This window comes from Spirillospora sp. NPDC047279, from assembly GCF_040643285.1.
Taxonomy (GTDB): Bacteria; Actinomycetota; Actinomycetes; order Streptosporangiales; family Streptosporangiaceae; genus Spirillospora.
Genome location: NZ_JBEYUA010000029.1, coordinates 1 through 24228, shown reverse-complemented (window position 1 = coordinate 24228; position 24228 = coordinate 1). Strand labels below are relative to the sequence as shown.

Annotated in this window: 25 protein-coding genes; 9 read left to right on the top strand and 16 right to left on the bottom strand. The window is 71.1% G+C overall.

The features are described from left to right. Positions 1-430 precede the first annotated feature (430 nt). Complete coding sequence (locus tag ABZ810_RS44585) at positions 431-649, bottom strand: hypothetical protein (protein WP_358413774.1); 219 nt, start codon at positions 647-649, stop codon at positions 431-433. Positions 650-782: 133 nt separating this feature from the next. On the opposite strand from ABZ810_RS44585, the gene ABZ810_RS44580 reads away from it, so the two are divergent. Beyond that, positions 783-1541, top strand: coding sequence for a GntR family transcriptional regulator (locus ABZ810_RS44580; RefSeq protein ID WP_358413771.1), 759 nt, complete (start codon positions 783-785; stop codon positions 1539-1541). A 42-nt stretch (positions 1542-1583) separates the two neighbouring features. Here the strand turns inward: ABZ810_RS44580 and ABZ810_RS44575 are convergent, their stop codons facing one another. The 7 genes from ABZ810_RS44575 to ABZ810_RS44545 all read right to left on the bottom strand — a co-directional run bounded on the left by ABZ810_RS44575 (position 1584) and on the right by ABZ810_RS44545 (position 9262). After that, positions 1584-1946, bottom strand: a complete 363-nt coding sequence (locus tag ABZ810_RS44575) for a hypothetical protein (RefSeq protein ID WP_358413769.1) — start codon at positions 1944-1946, stop codon at positions 1584-1586. Further along, positions 1943-4108 carry a hypothetical protein gene (locus ABZ810_RS44570; RefSeq protein ID WP_358413767.1) on the bottom strand — a complete coding sequence of 722 codons (2166 nt, stop codon included), beginning with the start codon at positions 4106-4108 and terminating at the stop codon, positions 1943-1945. The genes ABZ810_RS44575 and ABZ810_RS44570 overlap by 4 nt, the downstream gene beginning before the upstream one ends. A gap of 76 nt (positions 4109-4184) precedes the next feature. After that, a complete protein-coding gene (locus tag ABZ810_RS44565; RefSeq protein WP_358413765.1) occupies positions 4185-5543 on the bottom strand; it encodes a hypothetical protein in 1359 nt (452 codons plus the stop codon). Continuing rightward, positions 5536-6366 carry a polysaccharide deacetylase family protein gene (locus ABZ810_RS44560; RefSeq protein WP_358413762.1) on the bottom strand — a complete coding sequence of 277 codons (831 nt, stop codon included), beginning with the start codon at positions 6364-6366 and terminating at the stop codon, positions 5536-5538. Before ABZ810_RS44560 ends, ABZ810_RS44565 begins: the two co-directional genes overlap by 8 nt. Continuing rightward, entirely contained in the window at positions 6363-7400 is a 1038-nt protein-coding gene (locus ABZ810_RS44555; protein ID WP_358413760.1) for a glycosyltransferase family 2 protein, read from the bottom strand. Before ABZ810_RS44555 ends, ABZ810_RS44560 begins: the two co-directional genes overlap by 4 nt. Then, entirely contained in the window at positions 7397-8467 is a 1071-nt protein-coding gene (locus ABZ810_RS44550) for a GNAT family N-acetyltransferase (RefSeq protein ID WP_358413757.1), read from the bottom strand. Before ABZ810_RS44550 ends, ABZ810_RS44555 begins: the two co-directional genes overlap by 4 nt. A 12-nt stretch (positions 8468-8479) precedes the next feature. After that, on the bottom strand, positions 8480-9262 hold the full coding sequence (locus tag ABZ810_RS44545; protein ID WP_358413755.1) for a glycosyltransferase family 2 protein: 783 nt from the start codon (positions 9260-9262) through the stop codon (positions 8480-8482). Positions 9263-9699: 437 nt separating this feature from the next. Here ABZ810_RS44545 and ABZ810_RS44540 point away from each other — a divergent pair, with 437 nt between their 5' ends. Both ABZ810_RS44540 and ABZ810_RS44535 read left to right on the top strand, forming a co-directional pair. Continuing rightward, positions 9700-10251: a SigE family RNA polymerase sigma factor gene (locus ABZ810_RS44540; RefSeq protein WP_358413946.1), complete on the top strand. Its 552-nt coding sequence runs from the start codon at positions 9700-9702 to the stop codon at positions 10249-10251. Positions 10252-10283: 32 nt separating this feature from the next. Then, positions 10284-10514 carry a hypothetical protein gene (locus tag ABZ810_RS44535; RefSeq protein ID WP_358413752.1) on the top strand — a complete coding sequence of 77 codons (231 nt, stop codon included), beginning with the start codon at positions 10284-10286 and terminating at the stop codon, positions 10512-10514. A 307-nt stretch (positions 10515-10821) separates the two neighbouring features. Here ABZ810_RS44535 and ABZ810_RS44530 read toward each other — a convergent pair whose 3' ends face one another. Genes ABZ810_RS44530 through ABZ810_RS44520 form a run of 3 tightly spaced genes read right to left on the bottom strand, consistent with a single transcriptional unit; the run spans position 10822 to position 11641 of the window. After that, entirely contained in the window at positions 10822-11067 is a 246-nt protein-coding gene (locus tag ABZ810_RS44530; RefSeq protein WP_358413749.1) for a hypothetical protein, read from the bottom strand. Continuing rightward, positions 11064-11324 carry a hypothetical protein gene (locus tag ABZ810_RS44525; RefSeq protein WP_358413746.1) on the bottom strand — a complete coding sequence of 87 codons (261 nt, stop codon included), beginning with the start codon at positions 11322-11324 and terminating at the stop codon, positions 11064-11066. The genes ABZ810_RS44530 and ABZ810_RS44525 overlap by 4 nt, the downstream gene beginning before the upstream one ends. After that, complete coding sequence (locus tag ABZ810_RS44520) at positions 11321-11641, bottom strand: helix-turn-helix domain-containing protein (RefSeq protein WP_358413743.1); 321 nt, start codon at positions 11639-11641, stop codon at positions 11321-11323. Before ABZ810_RS44520 ends, ABZ810_RS44525 begins: the two co-directional genes overlap by 4 nt. A gap of 171 nt (positions 11642-11812) precedes the next feature. Between ABZ810_RS44520 and ABZ810_RS44515 the strand changes: the two genes are divergently transcribed. Next, on the top strand, positions 11813-12328 hold the full coding sequence (locus ABZ810_RS44515; RefSeq protein ID WP_358413740.1) for a helix-turn-helix transcriptional regulator: 516 nt from the start codon (positions 11813-11815) through the stop codon (positions 12326-12328). Between the two features lie 263 nt (positions 12329-12591). Continuing rightward, entirely contained in the window at positions 12592-12882 is a 291-nt protein-coding gene (locus ABZ810_RS44510) for a hypothetical protein (RefSeq protein WP_358413737.1), read from the top strand. Positions 12883-12957: 75 nt separating this feature from the next. On the opposite strand, the gene ABZ810_RS44505 is transcribed toward ABZ810_RS44510, so the two are convergent. The 3 genes from ABZ810_RS44505 to ABZ810_RS44495 all read right to left on the bottom strand — a co-directional run bounded on the left by ABZ810_RS44505 (position 12958) and on the right by ABZ810_RS44495 (position 18285). Next, positions 12958-14418, bottom strand: coding sequence for a phosphotransferase (locus ABZ810_RS44505; protein WP_358413733.1), 1461 nt, complete (start codon positions 14416-14418; stop codon positions 12958-12960). A 28-nt stretch (positions 14419-14446) separates the two neighbouring features. Beyond that, a complete protein-coding gene (gene treS / locus ABZ810_RS44500; protein ID WP_358413944.1) occupies positions 14447-16201 on the bottom strand; it encodes a maltose alpha-D-glucosyltransferase in 1755 nt (584 codons plus the stop codon). A 71-nt stretch (positions 16202-16272) separates the two neighbouring features. Then, on the bottom strand, positions 16273-18285 hold the full coding sequence (locus ABZ810_RS44495) for an alpha-1,4-glucan--maltose-1-phosphate maltosyltransferase (RefSeq protein ID WP_358413730.1): 2013 nt from the start codon (positions 18283-18285) through the stop codon (positions 16273-16275). A 173-nt stretch (positions 18286-18458) separates the two neighbouring features. Here ABZ810_RS44495 and ABZ810_RS44490 point away from each other — a divergent pair, with 173 nt between their 5' ends. Further along, positions 18459-19019, top strand: a complete 561-nt coding sequence (locus ABZ810_RS44490; RefSeq protein WP_358413727.1) for a VanZ family protein — start codon at positions 18459-18461, stop codon at positions 19017-19019. 70 nt (positions 19020-19089) lie between these two features. Then, a complete protein-coding gene (glgP, locus tag ABZ810_RS44485) occupies positions 19090-21684 on the top strand; it encodes an alpha-glucan family phosphorylase (protein WP_358413724.1) in 2595 nt (864 codons plus the stop codon). Here glgP and ABZ810_RS44480 read toward each other — a convergent pair whose 3' ends face one another. Both ABZ810_RS44480 and ABZ810_RS44475 read right to left on the bottom strand, forming a co-directional pair. Beyond that, entirely contained in the window at positions 21685-22257 is a 573-nt protein-coding gene (locus ABZ810_RS44480) for a hypothetical protein (protein WP_358413721.1), read from the bottom strand. Then, positions 22254-22502, bottom strand: a complete 249-nt coding sequence (locus ABZ810_RS44475) for a helix-turn-helix transcriptional regulator (RefSeq protein ID WP_358413719.1) — start codon at positions 22500-22502, stop codon at positions 22254-22256. The genes ABZ810_RS44480 and ABZ810_RS44475 overlap by 4 nt, the downstream gene beginning before the upstream one ends. Before the next feature lie 126 nt (positions 22503-22628). On the opposite strand from ABZ810_RS44475, the gene ABZ810_RS44470 reads away from it, so the two are divergent. Further along, positions 22629-23762: a histidine kinase gene (locus ABZ810_RS44470; RefSeq protein WP_358413716.1), complete on the top strand. Its 1134-nt coding sequence runs from the start codon at positions 22629-22631 to the stop codon at positions 23760-23762. Positions 23763-23921: 159 nt separating this feature from the next. Next, the gene (locus ABZ810_RS44465) at positions 23922-24137 is read left to right on the top strand and encodes a DUF5957 family protein (RefSeq protein WP_358413713.1); all 216 of its coding nucleotides are present in this window, start codon (positions 23922-23924) and stop codon (positions 24135-24137) included. Positions 24138-24228 lie beyond the last annotated feature (91 nt).

Here is a 24228-nt window from a genome sequence, read left to right as displayed (position 1 = left end):
CGCAACGGATTCGGCACAACTGTTAGAACGCCGGGAAGAGGGTGGGAGTTCGTCGGTCGGCGCAGGTTTCCGTGATATCTGGCTTACCTTCGGGTGCGCCGGCCTGCAACCCACGGCCAGGGCGAGGTCGCCTTACCGAGCATGGCCGGAATGGGACACCGTCCCCCAAGGGTTCCGGTCACGTTGAGTGCGCGGAACCGCAATTGATCAATGGCGACCGCACGGACGGCACGACACAGTGTCGGGGGGTCGCGCCATGTGCCGCCCGTGCGGCCACGTCTTTGTCGCCCGGGCGGTGACCTCCACCCCACCGCCCGGGTCTCCACTCCTCTGTCACCTCAGCGACAGAGGTCCCTTCCGTCCCGGCGACACCATCCGGCCCGGTCCGCCCCCGTCAGCGGATCGGGCCGCCTGGCATGCCGCTCCGGCATCAGATCCCCTCGGTGTCCTTGCGGGCCTGATCGATCAGCAACTCCCGCAGCCCGCCCTCGTCGTCGGCGGCGAGCGTCATCGCGTATCCCGCCTGGAGTTGGGCGTCGGTGAGATCACCGCTCCGGGTCGCGTACCAGCGTCCGGCGTCGCTGCGCCAGACCAGCCACCCGGGGTGCTCGGACTCGATGGCCGCCTTCAGATCCTCGAAGTCGCCCATCAAGGTCGTCCTTTCCCCGAGGAGGATGTTTCGTATACACAAGTCTTACTCGGTTATAAGTGGTGTCAAGCTGTCCGTAAGCGGACCGTCCCCCCGCGGATAGCGGGTGGCGCGACGAGGGGAGGTGGCGCCTATGCCCGACCGTCCCGCGTACCTCCGGATCGCAGACAGGCTGCGCGACCAGATCCGGGACGGTACCTACCCGCCGGGTTCGCGGTTGCCGACCATGTCGGAGCTGACCGTGAGCCATGGCGTCTCCGAGATCGTCGTCCGTCAGGCCATCGCCAACCTGCGAGGTGAGGGGCTCATCGAGACCCGGCGTGGCGGCGGCACGATCGTGAAGGTCGCCCCGCCCGCGCGGCGGGTGGCGATGGACAGGTACCGCGCGGTCGCCCGGCCGCTCGCGGTGCCGGCGACCACGTTCACCCACGACCAGCGCATCGGCTGGTCCGACTACCGGCTCGACCGCGAATACCGGCGGACCCGCGCGGACGCCGGCCTCGCGTCGCTGTTCGAGCTCCCGACCGGCGTCGAGCTGCTGAGACGCAGGTTCGTCTTCTTCGCCCGCGGTGATCCCCAGCAGATCTCGGTCAACTACCTGCCGTGGGACGTCGTCGGTGAGACACCTGTGGCCGACCCGGACAGGGAACCCTGGCCGGGCGGCACGCTCGCCCAGCTCGAATACCTCGGTCACCCGCCCACCCGGGTCGAGGAGGCCGTGCGCTCCCGCATGCCGACCCCCGAGGAGGCCGATACCCTGCACATCTCCTCCGGTGTTCCCGTCCTGGCCATCACCCGTCGCATGATCTCCCGCGCCCGCGTCCTCGAGGTGTGCCGCGAGATCGTCATCCCCGCCGACCGTGTCGTCCTCGACTACTCCATCGACCTCTGACGACCCTTTCGAACGATCACCGCTCCCGACCCTCCGCCGCCGTCAGTCCTGGTAGAGCCAGTCCTCACTGTCGTCGTCGCGGCGGCGGATCGGGAGGTCGCGCCTGGTCACGTCCGCGGGCGGGCGTGGCGGGCGCGGTATCGGCATCGCCAGGTGGCTCAGCCGGCGCGGCCTGTGGAGCCGGGCCAGGCCCGCCACGAGCCCGCTCAGCACCAGCACCGCGACCAGCCCGGCGCCGGGCGACCAGGCACTGGCCATGAGCAGGATCTGCGCGGCACCGGCGACGGTGACGATGCTCGCGGCGGTGGACACGACCAGCCGGCCGACCGGGTCGAAGCCGCGCATGAGCGACCAGAACGCCGCGCCCGGAACGGCGAACAGCAGGAGCGCCAGCACGATCGTCACGAGATGATCACGAACCTCTCGATGATGACCGCGACCACGCTGATGAGCAGGGGGATCGCGAGGACGGTGAGCGGACGGAGCCGGCGCATGTCGCCGGGGGCGGCCGGGACGCCGGGGCGGGCCTGCCTGGGCGCGAGCAGCCGCAGGCGGCGCAGCTCGCGGGCCAGCAGCACGCCCAGCAGCACGGGCAGGTAGATCAGGCCCGCCGGGGTCCAGGGGGAGTTGCGCATGCCGAGACCGGCGGTCGTCGGCACGGTGGGGCGCGGCTCGGCCGGCGGGTTCTTGAGCCGGTAGACGGCCGCGTCCCGGTCGGCGAACACCGTGGTGATCTCTGGCGAGGCGGCCATCGCCCGTCTCAGCTTGACGGCGTAGTCGGGCGCCAGCCCGCCGGAGAGCACCTGGTAGTCCTCGTGGCTGCGGGTGGTGACGAAGAAGCCGCCAGGGCCCTGCTCCTTGAGCCGCTGGACGATCTGCGAGATGTCGGCCGGGTTGTTGCGGTTGGCCACGACGGGCGTCCGGGTGAAGCGCTCCCAGCTGCGGTACGACCACGGCATGACCGGCTCGCCGCCGACCAGCTCGGGATTCTCCGCGCTCAGCCACACCACGCCCACCGCGCCGTCGGTCGAGCGCAACATGACGTCGAACGCCTTGACGTCGCTCTTGCGCACCTGCTCGTACTTCTCGTTGCCGTACCGGACCGACAGGAAGCCGCCGACGAGCAGGACCGCGAAGACCGACGCCGCGGCGACGGCGGGCCAGTGCCGGCGCGAGCCGGTGCGCAGCCGGCCCAGCCACAGCTTGACCTTCGGATCGCGCACCCGCGGCGCGTCGAACGGCGCGGGGAAGAAGAGATAGGCGATCAGCAGGCAGGCCGCCGGCAACATGAAGAAGTAGATGCGCAGCGCGAGCTCGCCGCCGTAGTTCTGCAGGCCGAACGAGGAGAACGGCACCAGCAGCAGGACCAGGGCCACCCGGTCGTCGATGCCGCGCGACCGGCGCCGCATCAGGCCGGCCACCGCCAGGCTCACCACCGCCAGGGCGATGAGGATGCGCAGCAGCTGGATGTCCTGGGTGGCGCCCGCCGCGGTGCCGATGCGGCCGCCGGTGCTCTGCTGGACGTTGGTGAACACCTTGCCCAGCCCGCCGAACAGCTCGCCCTTGCGGCTGGACCAGTAGCCCACGGTCATGAAGCTGATCCACGCCGCGTACACCACGCCCGCGATGAACGGCAGGCCGCGCAGGCTGCAGCGGCGGACGATGACCAGCCCGGCGCACGACGCGGTCATCAGGAACGGGGTGAGCTGGTGCGCGGCGGTGCCGACGAGGATCAGGACGAAGAGCAGGATCAGCAGGATCGACTGCTCGCGGACGCCGACCGGCTTGGCGGGCAGCTCGCCCGGGTCCTTGGGCCCGAACAGCCAGTTGTAGATCCGCCAGAGCCCGCCGCGGCGCTCGCGGGTGACGGTGCTGCGCCGCCGGCCGGACCGCTGGGTGGTCTCGTCGTGGTGGCGGAACCAGTTGACCAGGATCGCCACGAAGAACAGGTAGAGCAGGTAGGCGAACGCCTGGGGCGACAGGTAGTCCTGGCCGACCCAGTTGGCCGCGATGAAGAGCCACGCCGCGAACCACTTGGCCCGCCAGGTCGCCCGCAGCGTCCGCAGGATCAGCGCGTACGGCAGCAGGTAGAGCATGTTGGTGACGGCGGGCGCCCAGCGCAGGATCGGCTCGATGTCGTTCTGGCCGACCGCCTTCATGACGAACGCGACGAACACGAAGAAGCCCGGGGTCGAGAAGCGTGCGTCGAGGTCCCAGCTCACGTCGTGGTTGCGGGTGACGTACTCGATGAACCCGGCGGTCTGCCACGCCGTGGGGAACCGCGCGTTGGGCTCGAGCGCCAGCGTCACCCCGTGCAGCGCGAGGATGAGCAGCAGGATCTGCAGCGCGAGCAGCAGCCGTTGCGGCCGGGCGAGCGCGAGCGTCGCCATGAACGTCAGCACCAGCAGCGCCGCGCCGAGCAGCGTGGCGACCGGCAGCACGCCGATCAGCCCGTAGCCGTCCATCGCCTCGAGGTCGACGCCGCGCAGCGGCAACCAGAAGAGCGCGAGGCCGAGGGTCAGCATCCCGCCCAGGGCGGCCAGTACCGCCCGGGGGGTCTGCGGCACCGGCGGCTGAGCGGCCGGCTCCTCGCGAGGGGCGCCCCCCTCGCTCTGCGAAGCCTGGCGAACCGTCACACGTGTTTCACCCCCCATGACTACTCCCACCGCCCCCATCTACAGATATCCCGCCTTCGGTATCGAGGGAAGGTTTCGGCCGGGAAGCCCTCAGCAACCCCGGCAGGACGGCCGCCGCGACCACGACGTTCACGCCGACGATGATCAGGCCGATCGTGGCCAGGTGCTCGGAGTCGAACAACGCCAGGATGAGCGCCAGCACGCCGAAGAACCGGACCGCCTGGAGGATCGCGATGAGGCGCGTGCGGTTCTCCACCCGCAGCACGCCGATGTAGAGCTCGATGAGCGCCTTGGGCAGCACCGCGAGCGCCAGGATCTGGAGGAGCGGCGCGCCCTTCTCGCTGTATTCGTGGCCGAAGAACTCCAGCGCGAACGGCGCCGCGACGATCACGATCACCACGACCGGCGTCATCAGCGTCACCGTGCGGCGCAGCGCCGCGCGGGTCGACTCGGCGAGCCTGGCGCGGTCGAACGAGCCCTCCACGGTCAGTGACAGCGACAACGTGAGGGCCAGCAGGTCGAGCATCATGCCGAGCGCCCAGGCCATCTGGAAGTAGGCGTTGGCGGTCTCGCTGATGTGCGCGGCGACCACGACCGGGATGAGGCTGATCGAGGCGTACTGGAACGCGCCGCCCACGTACGCGCCGCCGGTGTAGCGGGCGATCTCGCGGTAGGTGGGGCGCGGGCCGCGGCCGAAGTTCTCGCGGCGGTGCGCGGGGATCATCCGTCCGAAGATCAGGAAGCTCACCGGGACCAGCGCGATCATCACCGGCACGAACCACGAGAGCGTCACGCCGTTGTCGGGGAAGGCCGCGGCCAGCGCGACCAGCATCACCAGCTTGGTCGCGCCGAAGACGACGTTGACGACCGGCACCCAGCCGGCGTGCCGCAGGCCGGTGAAGACGCCCTCCTGCTGGTTCCACAGGTTCCAGGCGACGGCCATCGCCAGGAACCAGGCGGCCGACTTCCAGTTGTGCAGGTGGTCGAAGGACGGCCCCCACAGGTCCAGCGTGAGCAGGAAGCCGATCGCCAGCAGCGCGGCGGCCGCCGCGCCGATGCCGTAGCAGGCCATCACCAGCGGGCGCGTGCTCCGCGCGGTCTGCGGGACGAACCGGATCAGCACGAAGTTGAGCATCGTGACGCTGCCGACGAACATGATCGCCTGGATCACGGCCCAGTTGCGCCCGACGTCGTCGGGCGCGTAGAACTTGGCGCCCAGCGCCCAGTAGGCCAGCCCGAGCAGGCCGGTGAGACCGCCGTTGGCCACCAGCGCGTAGGCGTTGCGGAACAGCGGGTTGGACAGCTCGCGGCGCAGCCAGCCAGGCTCGTCCGCGGGCTGGGGCGCCAGCACCCCGGGATCAGACACGGCCCGCCGCCTTCCGCGCGGCGAACCGGGTGCGCCGGACGACGGCGTACCCCCGGGTGAGCACGCGGTCCTTGAGGTAGATCAGGGGGATGCCCCTTCCGTCCGCGACCCGTTCGAACGTGCCGAGCGAGGTGGACATGCGGACGGTCAGGCGGGGGATCGCCAGCACGTCGTCGACGCCACCGAGTCTGTTCTCGACCGAGCACGCGGCGTCATACCCTGCCGCCCGGACCGCACGCCGGACCCGCACGCTGGAGTAACCGAACGGATAGGCCATGGTGCGCACCGGGCGGCCGAGCCGGTCTTCGAGCAGGCCGCGGTTGCGGGTCAGCTCGTCGCGCAGCGCGGCGTCGCCGAGCTGGTCGAGCTGCGGATGGCTGTGGCTGTGGCCGCCGATCTCGATGCCGTGCGCGGTCGCCTCGCCGACCTGCGCCCAGGAGAGCATGGCGTCGAGCGGCCGCCCGGCCGCGTCGGCGCCGGCGTCGGCCAGCCAGCCGGTCGTCACGAAGACGGTCGCGGTGAACCCGTGCCCGTCCAGCACCGGCAGCGCGTGCTCGTGGAAGTCGGCGTAGCCGTCGTCGAAGGTGATCACGACCGGCCGGCGGGGCAGGTCGCCGCCGCCGCGCAGCGCGGAGAACGGGATCGGGGTGAAGCCGCGGTCGGCGAGCAGCGCCATCTGGTCGGCGAACGCGCCCGGCCGCACCGCGAGCCCCGCCGTCTCGCGCGGCGGGTGCTCGCGGATCGAGTGGTACATCAGCACCGGGATCCCGCCGCCCGCGGAGCTCGTGCCGCTCGCGGAGCCCATGCCGCCCGGGGAGCTCATGCCGTCCGCCCGCGGGCGACCGCGCGCCGGTCGCGGCGCGCCTGGCGGCGGGCGGCGGCCAGGCCCACGGCGTAGCCCCACGCGGTCCAGGCGAGCCCGATCGTGATCGCGCTCGCCCGCCCCAGGCCGGCGAGGTCGCCGCGGACGGCGTCGCCGGCGCCCTTGACGGCGCCGCGCGGCAACGTCTTGAGGGCGTGCGAACGTTCGCTGGCCAGCCCGTCCTCGCTGCCGACGCTCTGCGTGACGAGCGCCTTGGACAGGCCCTCGGCGTAGCAGCGTTCGCGGAAGTAGGAGAACCGTGCCCGCTCGCGCGGCACCCGGTGCCAGATCACGGCCTGGTCGTCGTAGACCAGCTCCGACTCGGGGCTGCGCTGCCGCAGCCGGATGCAGAACTCGGTCTCCTCGCAGCCCAGCGGCCGCTTGTGGTGGCTGCGCCCGATGCCGGTGGCGAATCCGCCCGCGACCGGGAACATCTCGCGGCGGAACGAGGCGTTGCCGCCCATCAGGTTGCGGATCAGGCCCGGCCGCATGCCGCGGTAGGTGCAGCCGACCGTCCAGTCGAACTCCTCGGGGAACCAGCCGGGCCTGGTGCCCGTGGTCTCGGGCACGGGCGCCGTGACGAGCGCGCTGGACGGGGTGGACCCCGGCCACATCGGCAGGGTCAGCCCGCCGACGCCCGCCACCGCGGGGTCGTCGTAGTGGCGCGCGAACGCCTCCAGCCAGCCCGGCGCGGCGACCGCGTCGTCGTCCAGGAACGCGACCACGTCGCCGGTCGCCACCGCGACGCCGGTGTTCTTGCCGCCGGACAGCCCGCGGCCCTCGCGGTTCTCCACCACGGTGACGCCGGTGAGCGACCGCCGCAGGCGCGCGTGCAGCGCCGGGTTGTGGTCGACCACCACGATGATCTCCGTGGGCGCGCGCCGCTGCGCCCGCACCGAGGCCACCGCCGCGTGCACGTCGTCCCAACGCTTGTCGGTGTAGGCGCAGATCACCACCGAGAACGTCACGCCGTTGCCGTCGCCGGAGTGGGTCATCTGGTCCGCCCCCTCAGGCGCGCGTAGGTCTTGAGCACCCGGTCGGCGCGCTTGTAGAGCGCCGGGTTGTCCAGGACGGCGCCGCGCGCCCTGTTGAGCGGGGTGGTGCGCGTCCAGTGCAGGGCGGCGCCGGCGGTGCGGCGGGCGACCCGGCCCTCGGCGATGGGGATCTCGCGGCTCGTGAAGCCCACCTTGAACTCCTTGCCGCCGCGGCCCATCGCGATCTCGGTGATGCCGTTGGCGGCGCATCCCGCCGCGAGGTGGATGTGCCCGATCATGCCGGGGGAGTACTTGCCGAACCGGGTGTCGTAGGCCGGGAACCAGCCCGCCATGACGTGCCCGTTGCGTAGCCCGAAGTGGGCCGACACCGGCTCGTCGCCCGCGTACAGCACGCTCAGCACGCCGAAGCCGGTCGTGTGGAAGTGCTCGACGAGCTTGACGATCCAGGGGCGGGCGAACCGGTCGGTCCGGCCGGTGCGGGTGTACTGGTCGGACTTCCAGTCCATGAGCCGGCGAAGCTCGGCCGGGTCGTCGGACTCGAAGACGTAGCGCACCTCGCCGACATCGCGCCCGAGCTTGCGCTCCTTGTACTTGATGGTCTTGTGCGTCTTGGGCGCGGCCTTGCGCGCCTCGCCGATGAACGACTCGAATCCGCCGCTCAGGTCCATCACCGGCTCGACCCGCCGCACGGCGTGGAACGGGGCGAACGTCGCCTGGTGGGCCAGCAGGTGATCGAAGTCCCAGACGCCGAGGCCGCAGGCCCGCAGCAGGACGCGCGCGTCCAGCCCCAGGCCGGGCGGGGCCACGATGCCCTGCAGGTCGGTCAGGCCGAACCCGACCGGATGGCCGGTGCCCAGGCCGCCGCGTTCGTACGGGAAGAACGCGACGGTCTCGGTGCCGTCCTCCACGACCGCCACCCGGACGTCGTCCCGGAACAGGCCGACGCCGATGGTGAACTCGGGGGAGAGGAACGGGCTCGCCAGGGCGGGGTCGGTCAGTTGGAGATCACGCCATCGCTTGACCTCGGCCTCGCCGAGGTCACGCGGGCGGACGATGGAGATCTTCACGTGCCGAGGTCCCTACTCCGTGCCGGTCGGGCTGAAGGCCGCCGCCTGGATGTGGATCGGCACGGGTTCCGCGGCGGGCGGACCGGCCTCGGTGGCCAGCGGCTTGGCGAAGCGCAGCCGGACCATGGTCTTGAGCACGCGCCAGCCGTCGCGCCAGGTGTTGAGGTTGGACTCGCCGTGGCGGCGCTCGGTCTCGTGGCTGGCGACCTCGGCGATGCGCAGCCCGGCGCGGACCGCGTTGACGCACATCTCGGTCTCGATCTCGAAGCCGGTCGACTCGAGCCGGAGCCGCTCGACCGCGTCGCGGCGCATGGCCACGTAGCCGTAGCAGAGGTCCGACCAGTTCTGCCGGTAGAGGCGGTTGGCCAGGCCGGTGAGGACGGAGTTGCCGAGCCGGCGCAGGCCGGTCAGGTCGTCAGAGCCGCCGCCGCAGCCGTACCGCGTGCCCTTGACGAAGTCGTAGCCGCGGCAGAGCAGGGCGAGGAACGAGTCGAACTCGGCGGGGTCCATGCTGCCGTCGGCGTCCAGCATGATGATCATCTCGGAGGTCGCGGCGGCCATGCCGGTCCGCATCGCGGTGCCCTTGCCGGTGGGCGGCTCGATGATGATCCGCGCGTCCGGGCGGACGGACAGCACGTACTCGACGGTCCCGTCGGTGGACTGGCCGTCGACGATCACGATCTCGTCCACCGCCGTCAGCCGCGGCATGAGCCATCGGAGGTTGGCGGCTTCGTTGAGGGTCGGGACGACCGCGGTGACGGTCGGCCAGCGGCGGCTGTGACCGCTTACGGACATGAGGCTTGCGGGACGCGCGTGCTGTACCGAGGCCGCCCTCGGCGCCGCGTCTGCGCGCCCCGAGCCGCGCCCCGTAGCGCGCACGGAGTCAGGAGTATGCATGGGAAGTCCCCGTAATTGATCGGCGTCTTGAATGGTTAGATGGCGCGTTCGCCCATCATGTTCAGGCGCCCCCGGCGAGGACTCCCGTAAGCGGCGCAGGATCGGCTACGCAACGCGTACGGCTCCGAGTGGTAAGGGCCTCGTCACGGACCGCTTCGCCGGTCAGCAGGGGGGAAAGGGGACGGCGGCGCCGATCGCCGCGTGTCCGCATCCGGCCACAATGATCTAGGGTCCGCTGACCACATATGGGCACGTCCGGATGGCTTTGTTAAGATCATCCGATCCGGTCCGAAGTACGCCGGTATTTCCCCAGGTCCGTCGGGGAGGAGTAGGCGATCCAGCGCTCTTTCCATGATTTCTTCGAGCGGCATCACCGGGAGCTGGCACGGCTCGGTTACCTGCTCACGGGTGATCCCGACGCCGCCGACGACCTCGCGGCCGACGCTCTGTTCGAGGCGTGGCGGTCCTGGGCGCGGATCAGGCGCGCCGACAGTCCCATCGCCTATGTCCGTCGCATTCTGGTGAATATCGCCGGAGACCGCATCAAATCGCTGGTGCGCGACCGGGGCCGCATCGAGGCGCTCGGGCCATTCCTCGTCGACCGGACCGAGGGTCCGGATGTCGCGGCGGTGGTCGATATCCGTGACGCATTGCAGTGCCTGCCGCTCAGAAAACGCGCATGCGTCGTCCTCCGCCACGCTTTCGATCTTTCAGAACGGGAAACGGCCGAGATTTTGGGGATTTCGGTCGGTACGGTCAAGAGTCAGACGTCCAAGGGGGCGGCCGAACTGGAACGGCTGCTCGCCGGCCGGCTCGAGCCGCTGGAAACGCGTGGCCCGCGCGGCGGCGAGGAGACGGCGCCCGGTGCGCGGACCCCCTGTCACTGAGGAGGGGCGTCTCCGACGGGGAAGGACCGTACATGTCACGGAGGGAAGAGCGGCTGCGCGCCGTCCTGACGGCCGAGGCCGGGCGTCACCGGCCGGATCGGCGCCGTATTCGCGCGCGGTTGCTGGACCGCATCATCGCCGTCCGCGCCGGCGGATCGGCCACCGGCGGCGGGTCGGCGCCGGCGCCCGGCGGCGCGGTCGGAAAGAAAGCACCGAAAAAGCTGGGAATCGCGGCAACCTTTCGTGGCCGCCGGGAGGACTAGATGGTGGAACGCGAAACGTCCGGCTAGCCCCCGTGCGGCGTTCCGGCTGCCCGTCCGGGAATGGGGACGGGCAGCGCACACTTCCGCGAGGCCTCGCCCGTCCCCGTCCCCTCGGGCAAAGCGGGCGAGACCCCGTTTCTCTCGGGCGCTCCCAGGGTGGTGCGGCCTCGATGCCGCGTAGAGAGCGCCCGCCCTCCTCCGGGATGTGTGAGCGCGGACGGAGGAGGGCGGGCGCGGGCCGGACCGGAGCCCCCCGGAAACGGTCCGGCCGCACGGTCGGGGGAGCTGTGCTCGTACCCCGACCGGGTCAGGGAGCGGGCCGCTCGGACTCCAGGCGGTGGAGGAGCACGTCCAGCGCCTTGCAGGCCTGGCCCGCGGCCCGTTCGACCTGGCGCAGCGTGGCGCGGGAGGAGCGGATGTCGCGCGCCCCGTCGGTGGCGAGCGCGCCGACCAGGCGCAGGTTGCCGATCTGGAGCGCGATCTCGTGCTCGTCGGCGCGCAGGGTCACGTCCGGCACCTCGACGCCGCGGTCGTGCACGTAGATCTCCCTCATGACGCCACCACCTCCCGGTCGTCGCAGCGGACGTCGCCGCGGTGGAGCAGCAGGACGACGCGGTCCTGCGGCGTGATGACGCGGATCGGGCGGGCGCGGTGGTAGGCGACCCGGGTCCCCTCCCCGAAGTACTCCCGCAGCAGCCCGTGGACCGGGTCGAACCTGGTGATCCGGCACGGGATGCCGGCGGAGTCGAAGAGGAGGTCGCCCAGTTGCACGTCCCGGCCTTCCACCGGGACCTTGACGGTGGTCTTCATCGGATCTCTCTCGGGTCGGGGATCGGCGTCGGCGGGTGCGCCCCGGCGCGGTGCGCGCCCGGCGACGGGGACCGCGGGCCCTCGTCGTGGCGGCGCAGGCTCTGGACGAACGTGCGCACCGACGAATAGAGGACGCGGCGGGAGCGGCCGATCATCACCGTCTCCAGCTCGCCCGCGTAGATGAGGTCGTAGACCTTGCGCGGGCTGAGGCTCAGGACGGCCGCCGCCTTGTAGATGTCCAGCAGGATCGGCTCGATCTCCATGACGGCGGTGCCGCCGCCGGCCCGGCCGACCGTTTGCACAGGGGTTTCGGTCACGGGAACGACCCTAGGGGCCAGCGGCTAGAAGGTGCAATACCTTCTAGCAACTTTTAGCAACTCTCTAAAGTGGTCCATTCCCCTTGCCAACTCGGGGTAAACCTCTGCACGTTTCTGTTATCGTCTGCATGTCCGTTCAACCGGGTGCGGGTGGAAGGAGCGTGCGGCCCGATGGTGCAGGAGAGTGCGGGGGCGCCGCTGGAGGCGGAGCTCGTCCGCAGGCATCGCGAAGAGCTCATCCCGCCGCGTTCGCCGGAGAAGCTGGCGAAGGTCATCGGCATCAGCGGCAAGCGGTGGCGGGACATCGAGCGCGGCCTGGACGCCAACGGGCGTCCGACCCAGGCCCGCGCGCAGACCCTGGCCGACATCGCCAAGGTCCTCGGCATCGGCCCCGAGCAGCTCGAGGAGGCCGGGCGCGCGGACGCGGCCCGCATCCTGAGCGCCGTGACCCGGGACCGTGCGGAGACCGAGCCGGCCCTGGCGGGGATCGTGCAGCCCGAGGCCACCCCGGTCGCGCTGCTCCAGCAGATCCTTCAGGTCCTGGACGAGATCCGGACCGACGACCGGCTGTCCGCGGGGCAGCGCCGGCAGCTCGAAGAGGCCTTCGTGACCGGCCTCCAGCGGGACGTGCAGAACCTCCAGGACCAGTTCCGCACCATGATCCGGGTCGTCGGCGGCGGCGCCTGAATAGGCTTCCGACCTGGGAAAATGACACGGTCAAATAGTAAAGGGCAGGCAAAGTCACAACGGCGTCAAGGTGGCGTCGTATGACGGGAGAATTGCCGGTATGTGACGACGGCCGTCGCATTACCGCCCCTCCCGATGTCCGCCGTGGGGCGCCGCGAAGCCGGATACGTCCCACCTGAAAGCCGGACTTTCGCATTCGTCACATATCTGACTAAGATCTCCGCTGTCGGGGGCTAGCGACAATTCACAGAAAGGGCAGATCCATGCGTAGGACGCAGCGGTGGGTCCTGACCGGAGTCGCTGGCGCTTCGTGGATATTCGCGCTCGGCATCGTCGTCGCCGAGGTCATCGATCCGCATCCGGGACTGCATCCGATTCACCTGTTGTTCTTCGTCGCGCTCGCCGTCGGTGTCGTCCTGACCCTCGGCGCCTGGCTCGAGCTCCGCTCCACCGCCATGAGCGTCGCCTACGAGTACGGGCGGAGAACGGGCGCGAGGACGGTCGGGCAGGCGGAGAACGTCACACCCCTCAGGCGGACGCCCGGCAGGCACTGAGCAAGGCCCTGAATGGCCGACGGAAAACGGATCGCCGGTGCGAGTGGACGGCGATCCGTGTCCGTCCGGCCACGGTCAGGCGGCCAGATGCGCGAGCGAACGAAGGGGCACGTGCAGCCATGACGGCCGATTGCGCGCTTCATATCGGACCTCGTACACCGCCTTGTCGAGTTCGAATGCCTTGACGATGGCCGAGTGCGCCACCGGGTCGGCGCCGCCGGCCTCCGCATAGCCGCGGCAGAATGCCGTGCGGTTACGCTTCGCCCAGGAGTGCGCGCGCAATTCGAGTTCGCGCGCGCCCTCCGGGGACAGGCTCTCCGCGTCGGCGAGCAGGAAGCGCGCCGCGTATTCGAAGGAACGCAACATCCCGGCCACGTCCCGCAGCGGATGCGACAGTGCCCGGCGTTCGCCGGGGGACCGGGCCGGCTCGCCCTCGAAGTCGAGCAGCACCCACCCCCCGTCGGTCCGCATGGCCTGGCCGAGGTGCAGGTCGCCGTGGACACGCTGGAACGGCGGCAGCGCGCCCAGGGCGGCCAGGTCGTCGAAGGCCGCGCCGATGGCGGCGGAGAAGGGCGCCAGGTCGGGGACGTCCCGGCGCACCTCGGCCAGCTGCCGGTGCATGTCGCCGGCCGCCGCGCGCACGGCGGCGGCGGTCTGCGGCACCTCCCCGAACGCCGACGCCAGATCGCGGTGCACCGCCGCCGTCGCGGCCCCGAGCCGTTCGGACTCGGCCGCGAAGTCGCCGCCGGCGGTGCCCGGGTCCGGCGTGACGCCCGCGGGAAGCGTGCGCGCGAACCAGTCGCGGACGCTCGTCACCGCGAGCTGCCAGCCGTCGGTGCCGGTGCGCAGGAACTCCGACAGCAGCGCGAGCGTCGTGGGCTCGGCCCCCTCCTCGGCCCCCTCCTCGGCCCACTCCTCGGCCGAGGACGCGGCCGCGGCCGGCGCCCGCGAGCCCCCTCCGGAGAGCGGCCCGGCGGGATCCAGCTCGATCCAGCCGTGCACGGCGGGAACGTGCTCGGACCCGGCGGCCGACAGCGCGAGGTTGACCTCGAGGTCGGGATTGACGCCGGGGGAGAGCCGCCGGAAGAGCTTGCAGATGCTCTGGTCGCCGTACACCACCGAGGTGTTGCTCTGCTCGGCCGTGCCGACCAGGCCCTCCAGCCCGGTGTCGATCGTCGCGCCGGGCGCGCGGCGGAACCGCAGCGGTCCCACCACCGCGTCCGCCGCGATGTGCTCCAGCAGCACCCGCGACGCCTCCGGATCGTGGGCGGCGTCGTAGAGCCACGGCCCGTCCGGCCCCGGCAGCCGGCCGATCTCGCCGGTCCGGAGCCGTTCGGGCAGGTGGCCCCGCATGCCGAGCAGCACCTGGTAGTGGTCGACCTCCTCGTCCTGCCGTACGGCGAGGACCAGGTGGTGCACGGCCGGGTCGCCGGACCGCAGCTCGGTGGCGGCGGCCACGGAGACCTCGCCGATGGCGCGGTCCTTGCCGGCGAACCACCGCTGCCGGGGCAGCCAGCCGGCGATCAGTTCGGTCACGGGCCGGTCGGACGGCCGCACGGTCAGATCACCTCGTCTCCTGGGCGTCGGGCGGCGGGGGCAGCAGGAACCAGTAGAAGCCGTGGCCCGGCAGCGTGAGCAGGTAGGGCAGCTCGCCGATGGCCGGGAACTGCACCCCGCCCATGCACTCGATCGGGGTGGACCCCTGGAAACGGCGCAGGTCGAGCTCCACCGGCTGCGGGAACCGGGACAGGTTGTTGACGCACAGGACCCGGTCGACCCCGCCCCACTGGTTGCCCTGCGCGTCGGTCTTGCCGCCGCCGTTGAACTCGCGGACGAACGCCAGCACGCTCGGGTTGGACGCGGCCAGCTCCACGTACTCGCCGACGCCGAACACCGGGTGCCGCTGCCTGATCTCGATCATCTTGCGGGTCCAGTGCAGCAGCGAGCCGGGGTTGTTGCGCTGGGCCTCGACGTTCACGGCCTGGTACCCGTAGATCGGGTCCATGATGACCGGGAGGTACAGCCGGGCCGGGTCGCACTTGGAGAAGCCCGCGTTGCGGTCGGGCTCCCACTGCATCGGTGTGCGGACGGCGTCGCGGTCGCCGAGCCAGATGTTGTCGCCCATGCCGATCTCGTCGCCGTAGTAGAGCACGGGCGAGCCGGGCAGCGACATCAGCAGGGCGGTGAACAGCTCCAGCTGGTTGCGGTCGTTGTCGAGCAGCGGGGCGAGCCGCCGCCGGATCCCGATGTTGGCCTTCATCCGGGGATCCTTGGCGTACTCGGAGTACATGTAGTCGCGCTCTTCGTCGGTGACCATCTCGAGCGTGAGCTCGTCGTGGTTGCGCAGGAAGATGCCCCACTGGCAGTTCTCGGGGATCTTCGGAGTCTGCGCCATGATCTCCGAGATCGGGTAACGCTGCTCGCGGCGCACCGCCATGAAGATGCGCGGCATCACCGGGAAGTGGAACGCCATGTGGCACTCGTCGCCGCCCACCCCGGGGTCGCCGAAGTACTCGACCACGTCGGCGGGCCACTGGTTGGCCTCGGCCAGCAGCACCCGGTCGGGGTAGAGCCGGTCGACCTCCTTGCGGACCTTCTTGAGGTACGCGTGCGTCTCGGGGAGGTTCTCGCAGTTGGTGCCCTCACGTTCGAACAGGTAGGGCACGGCGTCGAGCCGGAATCCGTCGATGCCGAGGTCGAGCCAGAAGCGCAGGACCTCCAGCATCGCCTCCTGCACGGCGGGGTTGTCGTAGTTGAGGTCGGGCTGGTGCGAGAAGAAGCGGTGCCAGTAGTAGGCCCCGCGCACCGGGTCGTACTGCCAGTTGGAGGTCTCGGTGTCGACGAAGATGATCCGGGCGTCGGAGTAGCTCTCGTCGTTGTCGGACCAGACGTAGAAGTCGCCGAACGGCCCGTCCGGGTCGTTCTGGGACGCCTGGAACCACGGGTGCTGGTCGGAGGTGTGGTTCATGACCAGGTCGGCGATCACGCGGATGCCGCGTGCGTGCGCCTCCTCGATCAGCTCCACGAAGTCGCCCAGCTCGCCGAACTCCGGAAGGATCTTGGTGAAGTCGGCGATGTCGTACCCGCCGTCGCGCAGGGGCGACTGGTAGAGCGGCAGCAGCCACAGGCAGTCGACGCCCAGCCACTCCAGATAGTCGAGCCGCTGGATCAGTCCGCGCAGGTCGCCGACGCCGTTGCCGTCGGAGTCGTGGAAGCTGCGCACCGCCACCTCGTAGAAGACGGCGGTCTTGTACCAGTGCGGGTCGCGCGGCGTCCCCGGGCTGAACGAGTCCGGGACGGGTTCGGAGGGAACGGGGATCGCTTCGGGCGGGATCTCGGGGATCGGTTCGTCTTTGGGTACTTGCCCTGGTGATGACGGTCGGGGGTTGCTCAACTCGCGTTTCTCCGGAGCGTGAAGATGTGGGCCGGCTGGACATGAGGGTCGAGGCGTACGTAGTTCGCCTGGTGCCAGGTGTAGGTCTCGCCGGAGAGCTCGTCGGTCACGGCGAACTCCGCGTCGGCTGCCAGGCCCAGGGCGAGCAGGTCGAGATGGACGGTCGCCTCGCGGGCCTGATGGGGATTGAGGTTGACCACGGCGAGCACCACGTCGTCGAGGTACCGCTTGGAGAAGCAGAGGATCTCGTGCTGGTCGACCGAGTGGAACCTCAGGTTGCGCAGCCTGTGCAGGGCCGGGTGTGCTCGTCGGAAACTGTTGAGCCGGCCGATGAGCGGCGCGATGCTCGCGCCCTCCCGTTCGGCCCGCTCCCAGTCGCGCGGCTTGAACTGGTACTTCTCAGAGTCGCGGTACTCCTCACTGCCGGGGCGGACGGGGGTGTGCTCGATCAGCTCGTAGCCGGAGTAGACACCCCAGGTCGGGGACAGCAGGGCGGCCAGGATCGCCCGGATCTCGAACGCGGGGCGGCCGCCGTGCACGAGGTACTCGTTGAGGATGTCGGGTGTGTTGACGAAGACGTTGGGCCGCATGTAGGCGGCGGCGGGCCCGGCCAGCTCGCGGAAGTACCCCTCCAGCTCCCACTGGGAGTTCTTCCACGTGAAGTAGGTGTACGACTGGTGAAACCCGATCTTGGCGAGGGTGTGCATCATCGCGGGCCGGGTGAACGCCTCGGCGAGGAAGATCACGTCCGGGTCGGTCCCGGCGATCTCGGCCAGCAGCCGTTCCCAGAACGGCACCGGCTTGGTGTGCGGGTTGTCGACGCGGAAGATCCGCACGCCGTGGTCCATCCAGTGCCGGACGACGCGCATGACCTCGGCGTAGATGCCCTCGGGGTCGTTGTCGAAGTTGAGCGGATAGATGTCCTGGTACTTCTTGGGCGGGTTCTCGGCGTAGGCGATGGTGCCGTCGGCGCGGGTGGTGAACCACTCGGGGTGCTCCTCGACCCAGGGGTGGTCGGGGGAGCACTGGAGCGCCAGGTCGAGCGCGACCTCCAGGCCGGCGTCGGCGGCCGCCTCGACGAACGCCTTGAAGTCGTCGAGCGTGCCGAGGTCGGGGTGCACGGCGTCGTGGCCGCCCTCCGGCGAGCCGATCGCCCACGGCGACCCGGGGTCGTACGGGCCGGCGTCGAGGGTGTTGTTGGGGCCCTTGCGGAACGTGGTCCCGATGGGGTGCACCGGGGGCAGGTAGACCACGTCGAAGCCCATGGCGGCGATCGCCGGGAGCCGCTTGGCCGCCGTTCGGAACGTGCCAGACTGCGGGCCCCGGCGCCCCATCGGGTCGGACGTGGCGCCCTCCGAGCGCGGGAAGAACTCGTACCAGGAGCCGGTGAGCGCGCGCTCGCGGTGCACGACGAGCGGGAACCACTCCGACTCGGTGACCGGCTCGCGCAGCGGATGCCGGTCGAGGAGGTCGAGCACGTCCGGGTCGGTGGCGGCCTCGAGCCGGGCGGCGGCGTCGGCGGTCACGTCGGTGAGCAGCCAGGCCAGGCGGGTGAGCCGCGGGCGGTCCTTGCCGGGCACGCCTTCGGCGGCGCGCCGGAACAGCTGGGCGCCCTCGGTGAACATCAGCTCGACGTCCTGGCCGCGCGGCACCTTGATGAGCGCGTCGTGCCGCCAGTGCGCGATCGGGTCGCCCCAGGCCTCGATCCGGTAGTGCCAGTGGCCGGCGGCGGTCGGGGTGACCTCGGCGCTCATCCGGTCGGTGCCGTCGTCGTGCGGCGTCATGCGTTCGGGCGGGAGCGCCTCGCCGCCGGGCGTGCGCAGCACGACCGCGGCGCCGAGCATCTCGTGGCCCTCGCGGAACACCGTCGCGCTCACCGTGAAGGTCTCGCCGGTGACGGCCTTGGCGGTCCAGGGAGCGCAGGTGCGGGCGGGTTCGACGTCCAGGATGGGGATGCGGCCGATCTTTGGCGTAACGGTCCTGCCGGACATTCTGGACTCGACTCGCATGCGCCACCTCTACCCGCTCGCGATTTCCAAAACCGTCCATGCCCGCGATCGGGCCCTTACCGTCCTGTAGTTTTGGATAACTTTGGGCGAGAATGCGGACACTGTCCGTCAGGTGACCGCCAGTGGCCGTGGACCGATGCAACCCCGCGGGCGGTGGTGGCGTCTCTCCTGGTGTGACGCTCCCTTTCGACCTGGCGGTTCTTCCCGACGTGTCGCGGCACCTGCCCATGCAGGCCGTCTACGCGCTCACGCTGTGGGTGGTGCTCGCCGGGGCGATGGTGCTCGCCTGGCGGCCCCTGACGCGGCGCACCGGCTGGGCGCCGCGGCCGACCCTGGCCCTGCTGGTCTGGACCGGGCTCGTGCTGGCCCTGACCCTGCCGACGACCGTCGAGCCCGGCACCGGCGCGCGGCTGGCGAACTGCCTCGCCGATCCGGCCGCCGGGGCGTCGGGGATGGTGCGGACGTTCGGCGCGCGCGGTGTCGAGGACGTCATGAACGTGGTGCTGTGGGTGCCGTGCGGGCTCTTCGCCGTCCTGGCGACGCGGCGGGCCGTCGCGGCGCCGGCGGCGGTCGCGGGCGGCTTCGTGGTGGTGGAGTTCGTGCAGACCCTCGACCCGGGACGCTGGTGCGACCCGGGGGACTGGGCGTTCAACTCGTTCGGCGTGGCCGTGGGCGCGGTGGCGGCCGCCGCGTTCCTGCGTTTGCGACGTCGCGGTAACGTGCGCCTCACATAGGGACCTTCCGGTGACGTTATCGTCCACCGGGGTCGCGTTATGGCCCGTTCTGCGCCTAGCGTTGCGCTACGTGAAGGCAATCAGACGATTCACCGTACGTTCTGTCCTTCCCGCCCCACTCCAGCGGCTCGACGAGCTGGTGCTCAATCTTCGCTGGTCATGGCACCACGAGACCCTCGACCTCTTCCGCGCGGTCGACCCCGTTCTCTGGGAGGCCGTCGGGCACGACCCCGTCCGGCTGCTCGGCGAGGTGTCGCCGGAGCGGCTCGCGCTCCTCGCGGTCGACCGGCGTTTCCTGCGCCGCCTGCAGGACACCGCCGAGGACCTGCACGAGTACCTGACCGCGCCGCGCTGGTACCAGAACCTCCGGGACGTCCCCGAGGCCATCGCCTACTTCTCGCCCGAGTACGGGATCACCGCCGCGCTGCCGCAGTACTCCGGCGGCCTGGGCATCCTGGCGGGCGACCATCTCAAGACCGCCAGCGATCTCGGCGTGCCGATCATCGGTGTGGGGCTGCTCTACCGCCACGGCTACTTCTCGCAGTCGTTGTCGCCCGACGGCTGGCAGCTGGAGCGCTATCCGACGTTCGACCCCAACGGCCTGCCGCTCACGCTCCTGCGCGACGCCGCCGGACTGCCGGTGCGCATCACCATCGGCCTGCCACAGGGCCGTGACCTGCACGCCCAGGTGTGGCTGGCGCAGGTCGGCCGGGTGCCGCAGCTGCTGCTCGACTCCGACGTCGAGGACAACGACCAGGCCGCGCGCGACGTCACCGACCGGCTGTACGGGGGCGGCGGCGACCACCGGCTGCTCCAGGAGATGTTGCTCGGCATCGGCGGCGTGCGCGCGATCCGCGCGTACTGCGGGATCACCGGGCACCCGGCGCCCGAGGTGTTCCACACCAACGAGGGGCACGCCGGGTTCCTCGGCCTCGAACGTATCCGCGTCCTGGTGTCGGAGTCCGGGCTGAGCTTCGACGAGGCGCTGGAGGTGGTGCGGGCGGGCACGGTGTTCACCACGCACACGCCGGTGCCGGCGGGCATCGACCGGTTCCCGCGCGACCTGATCGAACGTTACTTCGGCGGCGTCAACGAGGAGCGCGACGTCCCGGCCGAGCGGGTGCTCGCACTGGGCGCCGAGGACTACCCCGACGGCGACCGCACCGTGTTCAACATGGCCGTGATGGGCATGCGGCTGGCGCAGCGCGTCAACGGCGTCAGCAGGCTGCACGGCGAGGTCAGCCGGGAGATGTTCGGCGGGTTGTGGGGCGGCTTCGACACCGCCGAGGTGCCGGTCGGCTCGATCACCAACGGCGTGCACGCGGGCACCTGGGTGGCCCGCGAGATCCTCGAACTGGCGGCGCGCGAGGTGCCGGACGTGGTCGAGCAGGCGCGCGGCTGGGAGGGCGTGCGCGACGTCTCGGAGAACGAGGTGTGGCGGGTGCGCCGCACCCTGCGCGAACGGCTCGTGCGCGACGCGCGGCGGCGGCTCGGCGAGTCGTGGCGGCAGCGCGGCGCCAGCGGGGCCGAGCTGTCGTGGGTCGACGACGTGCTCGACCCGGACGTGCTGACGATCGGCTTCGCGCGGCGCGTCCCCTCGTACAAGAGGCTGACGCTGATGATGCGCGACCCGGACCGGCTGCGGGCGTCGCTGCTGCACCCGGAACGGCCCGTGCAGATCGTGATCGCGGGCAAGGCGCACCCGGCCGACGAGGGAGGCAAGCGGCTGATCCAGGACATCGTGCGGTTCGCCGACCAGGAGGACGTGCGGCACCGGATCGTGTTCCTGCCCGACTACGACATGGCCCTCGGCCGGTCGCTCGTCCAGGGGTGCGACGTCTGGATGAACAACCCGCTGCGCCCGCTGGAGGCGTGCGGCACGTCCGGCATGAAGGCGGCGCTGAACGGCGGGCTCAACCTGTCGATCCGCGACGGCTGGTGGGACGAGTGGTTCGACGGGCAGAACGGGTGGGCGATCCCGTCGGCGGACGGGCTGGCCGCCCCCGACCGCCGGGACGTGATCGAGTCGGCGGCGCTGTACGAGCTGATCGAGGACCACGTCGCGGTGATGTTCTACGATCGCGACCCGGCCGGGCTGCCGCGGCGCTGGCTGGAGATGGTCAAGCACACCGTCGCCACGCTCGGGCCCAAGGTGCTGGCCTCGCGCATGGTCCGCGACTACGTGCTGGACCTCTACGCGCCCGCGGCGGCGTCCGGCCGGGCGATGGCGGCCGACGAGCACGCGGGCGCGCGGTCCCTGGCGGCGTGGAAGCAGAAGGTCGTCAAGGCCTGGCCGGGCGTCGCGGTCGAGCACGTCGAGTCGAGCGGCGAGGAGAGCCCGCACGTCGGCTCCGACCTGCCGGTCCGGGTGGTCGTCGATCTGGGCGGGCTGGAGCGCTCCGACGTGGCGGTGGAGATCGCCTACGGCCGGGTGGACGAGACCGACGCCCTGATCGAGCCGTCCTACCTGGAGCTCACCGGCGGCGAGCCGGTCGAGAAGGGGCTGCTGCGCTACCTCGGCATGGTCCCGCTGGGCCGCAGCGGCGCGTTCGGCTACAGCGTGCGCGTCGTGCCGCGCCATCCGATGCTCTCGACCCGCGCCGAGATGGGCCTGGTCGCGCTGCCGCCCGCGCCGCACGGCATGACCAACGGAGACCTCCGCTGATCAGCTCGCGCCCGCCACGTCGTCGTCCTCGTCGGGCAGCGGGTCGGGGCTCTGCCAGCCGGCCACCACCAGCGGCAGGAGCAGGTGGGTGACCAGGAGCGCGAAGAGGATCAGGAAGAGCGCGGCCCCGGGGATCTGCGAGTCGCGGCCGTCCCGGTCGGCGACCGACGTCACGAGGACGACCGCGAGCATGACCACCGAGGTGCCCTTGTGCGCCGTCCGGAACGCCTGGAGGCGCGCGGTCAGCTGACGTTCGTCCAGCTCGTGCTCGCGTTTGGCGGTGACGCCCCGGGTGGTCGCGACCAGCTGCCCGGCGACCGGGATCCCGACCACCAGCAGGACGCCCAGGACCACGAAGTTGGTGATCATCGCGGCGTCGCTCGGCGCCAGTACCCACGACACGGCCGCGTCCACCCACAGCAGGCTCAGCACCGCGGCGCCGAGGCCGGCCAGCGTCCGGCGGCTGCGCCGCGTGGTGTAGCGGCCCTTCATGCGCTCCTCCAGCTCGGCGTCCAGGTCCTGGATCCGCCGGGTGCGCCTGTCCTGGGCCTTCTTGCGCGTCGCGCTCATCATGATGGGGCTCCAATCCGGGGGAACGGGGTCAGGGAGAAGACGACCTCGACGGGGACCTCGAAGTGCTCGGCGATGCGCAGCGCCAGGTGGAGGCTGGGGCTGTACTCGCCGCGTTCGAGGTAGCCGATGGTCTGGTAGTGCACGCCGAGGGCGGCGGCCAGGTCGCGACGGGAGATGCCGCGCTCGGCGCGGAGCATGGGGATCCGGTTGTGGACCTGCTCCTTGTCGTCCTTGCCCGGGGTCATCGGCTCGCGTCCCTCCTCTCTTCGTATCACCGCGACATGCCTCAGCATGTCCGCTGTATTTGATAGTAGTTCTACTACATCTTCTCGCAGACCCGCAATGGGTGGGTTTGCTGGCAGGATTGGGACGTGAGGTGGTCATGGCCGTTGCGCGGCGCGGTCGGCGACGTCGCGTTCGCCCTGCTCGTGTTCGTCCTGATCGTGGGCGCGACGCTGACGCAGTCGGCCGAGCAGTCCGCACGGGCCCCGGTCCCGGTCGCCGGCTGGCTGCTGCTGGTCGCCGGCTGCGCCGCCCTGGTCTGGCGGCGGAGCCACCCCGTCGTCGCCGTCGCCGTCACGGGCATGGCGAGCGCCGCCTACTACCCGCTGGCCGAGCCCGACGGGCCGATGATGCTGACGTTCGTCGTCGCGCTCTACTCCGCCGCCGCCGCCGGGCACCTGCTGATCGCCTCGGTCGCCGGCGGGGGAGCGATGGCCGCCACCGCGTACGGCGAGCTGCGCAGCGACGTCAACCACCTCGCGGACGCCGCGCTCTACCTGCTGGCCGGCTGGTTCGTGGCGGTGATCGCGGTCGGCGCCGTGGCGCACAACCGCCGGGCCTACCTGCGCGAGACCGAGCTGCGCGAGGCCGCCGCCGAACGCGGCCGCGAGGAGGAGGCGCGGCGCCGCGCCACCGAGGAACGCCTGCGCATCGCCCGCGAGCTGCACGACGTCCTCGGCCACAACATCTCACTGATCAACGTGCAGGCCGGCGCCGCCCTGCACGGCAAGGACCCCGACCGCGCCACCGAGGCGCTCGCCGCGATCAAGGACACCAGCAAGGAGACGCTGCGCGAACTGCGCGCCACCCTCGGGGTGCTCCGCCAGGTGGACGAGGCCGCGCCGGTCACGCCGGCCCCCGGCCTGGACCGCCTCGCCGAGCTGACCGAACGCGGCGTCGGCCCGCGCGTCCGCACCGAGATCGAGGGCGAGCCGCGTGCCCTCCCCGCCGACGCCGACCTGGCCGCGTTCCGCATCGTCCAGGAGTCGCTCACCAACGTCACCAAGCACTCCGACGCCACCACCGTGACGGTCCGGATCCGCTACGAGCCCGGCTCGGTCCGGATCCAGGTCGACGACGACGGCGCCCATGCCGCCGCCGCCGAACCCGGCAACGGCATCCGCGGCATGACCGAACGCGCCGAATCCCTGGGCGGCACCCTCACCGCGGGCCCGCGCCCGGACGGCGGCTTCACCGTCACCGCGACGCTCCCCACCCCCTGAGGCGAACGCCTCCCGCTACATCTCGCGCAGTAGACGGGCACCCGCCGCCTGCGCCAGACGCGTAGGCCGATTGCCCCCTCACGCAGGATCCGCGACCGGGCCCGCTCCGCCCACAATCGGTGCGTCCACCCCGTGCACCCACCCGGAGAACGCATCCACATGAGAACGCTCGGAGCGGTCCTGCTCGGCCTCATCGGAGGACTCGTCGCCGGCTTCTTCCTGGAGGTGCTCATCGGGCTGATGGGCGAGCTCCTGCTGGACGACCCCGACCGCCCGGCGGCCGTCGCGCTCCTCCCACCGCTCTGCGCGATCGCCGGCGCGATCGCCGGGCCGATCATCGACCGCCGCCGAGACGAACCGACCCGCCGCCGCTAGATCGTTGATGTGAAATTTGGTTAGTGGTCGTAGGCGGTGAGTGATCGTTTGGTGGGGGCGCCTACCTGCCAGTTGTGCCAGATGGCGGCGT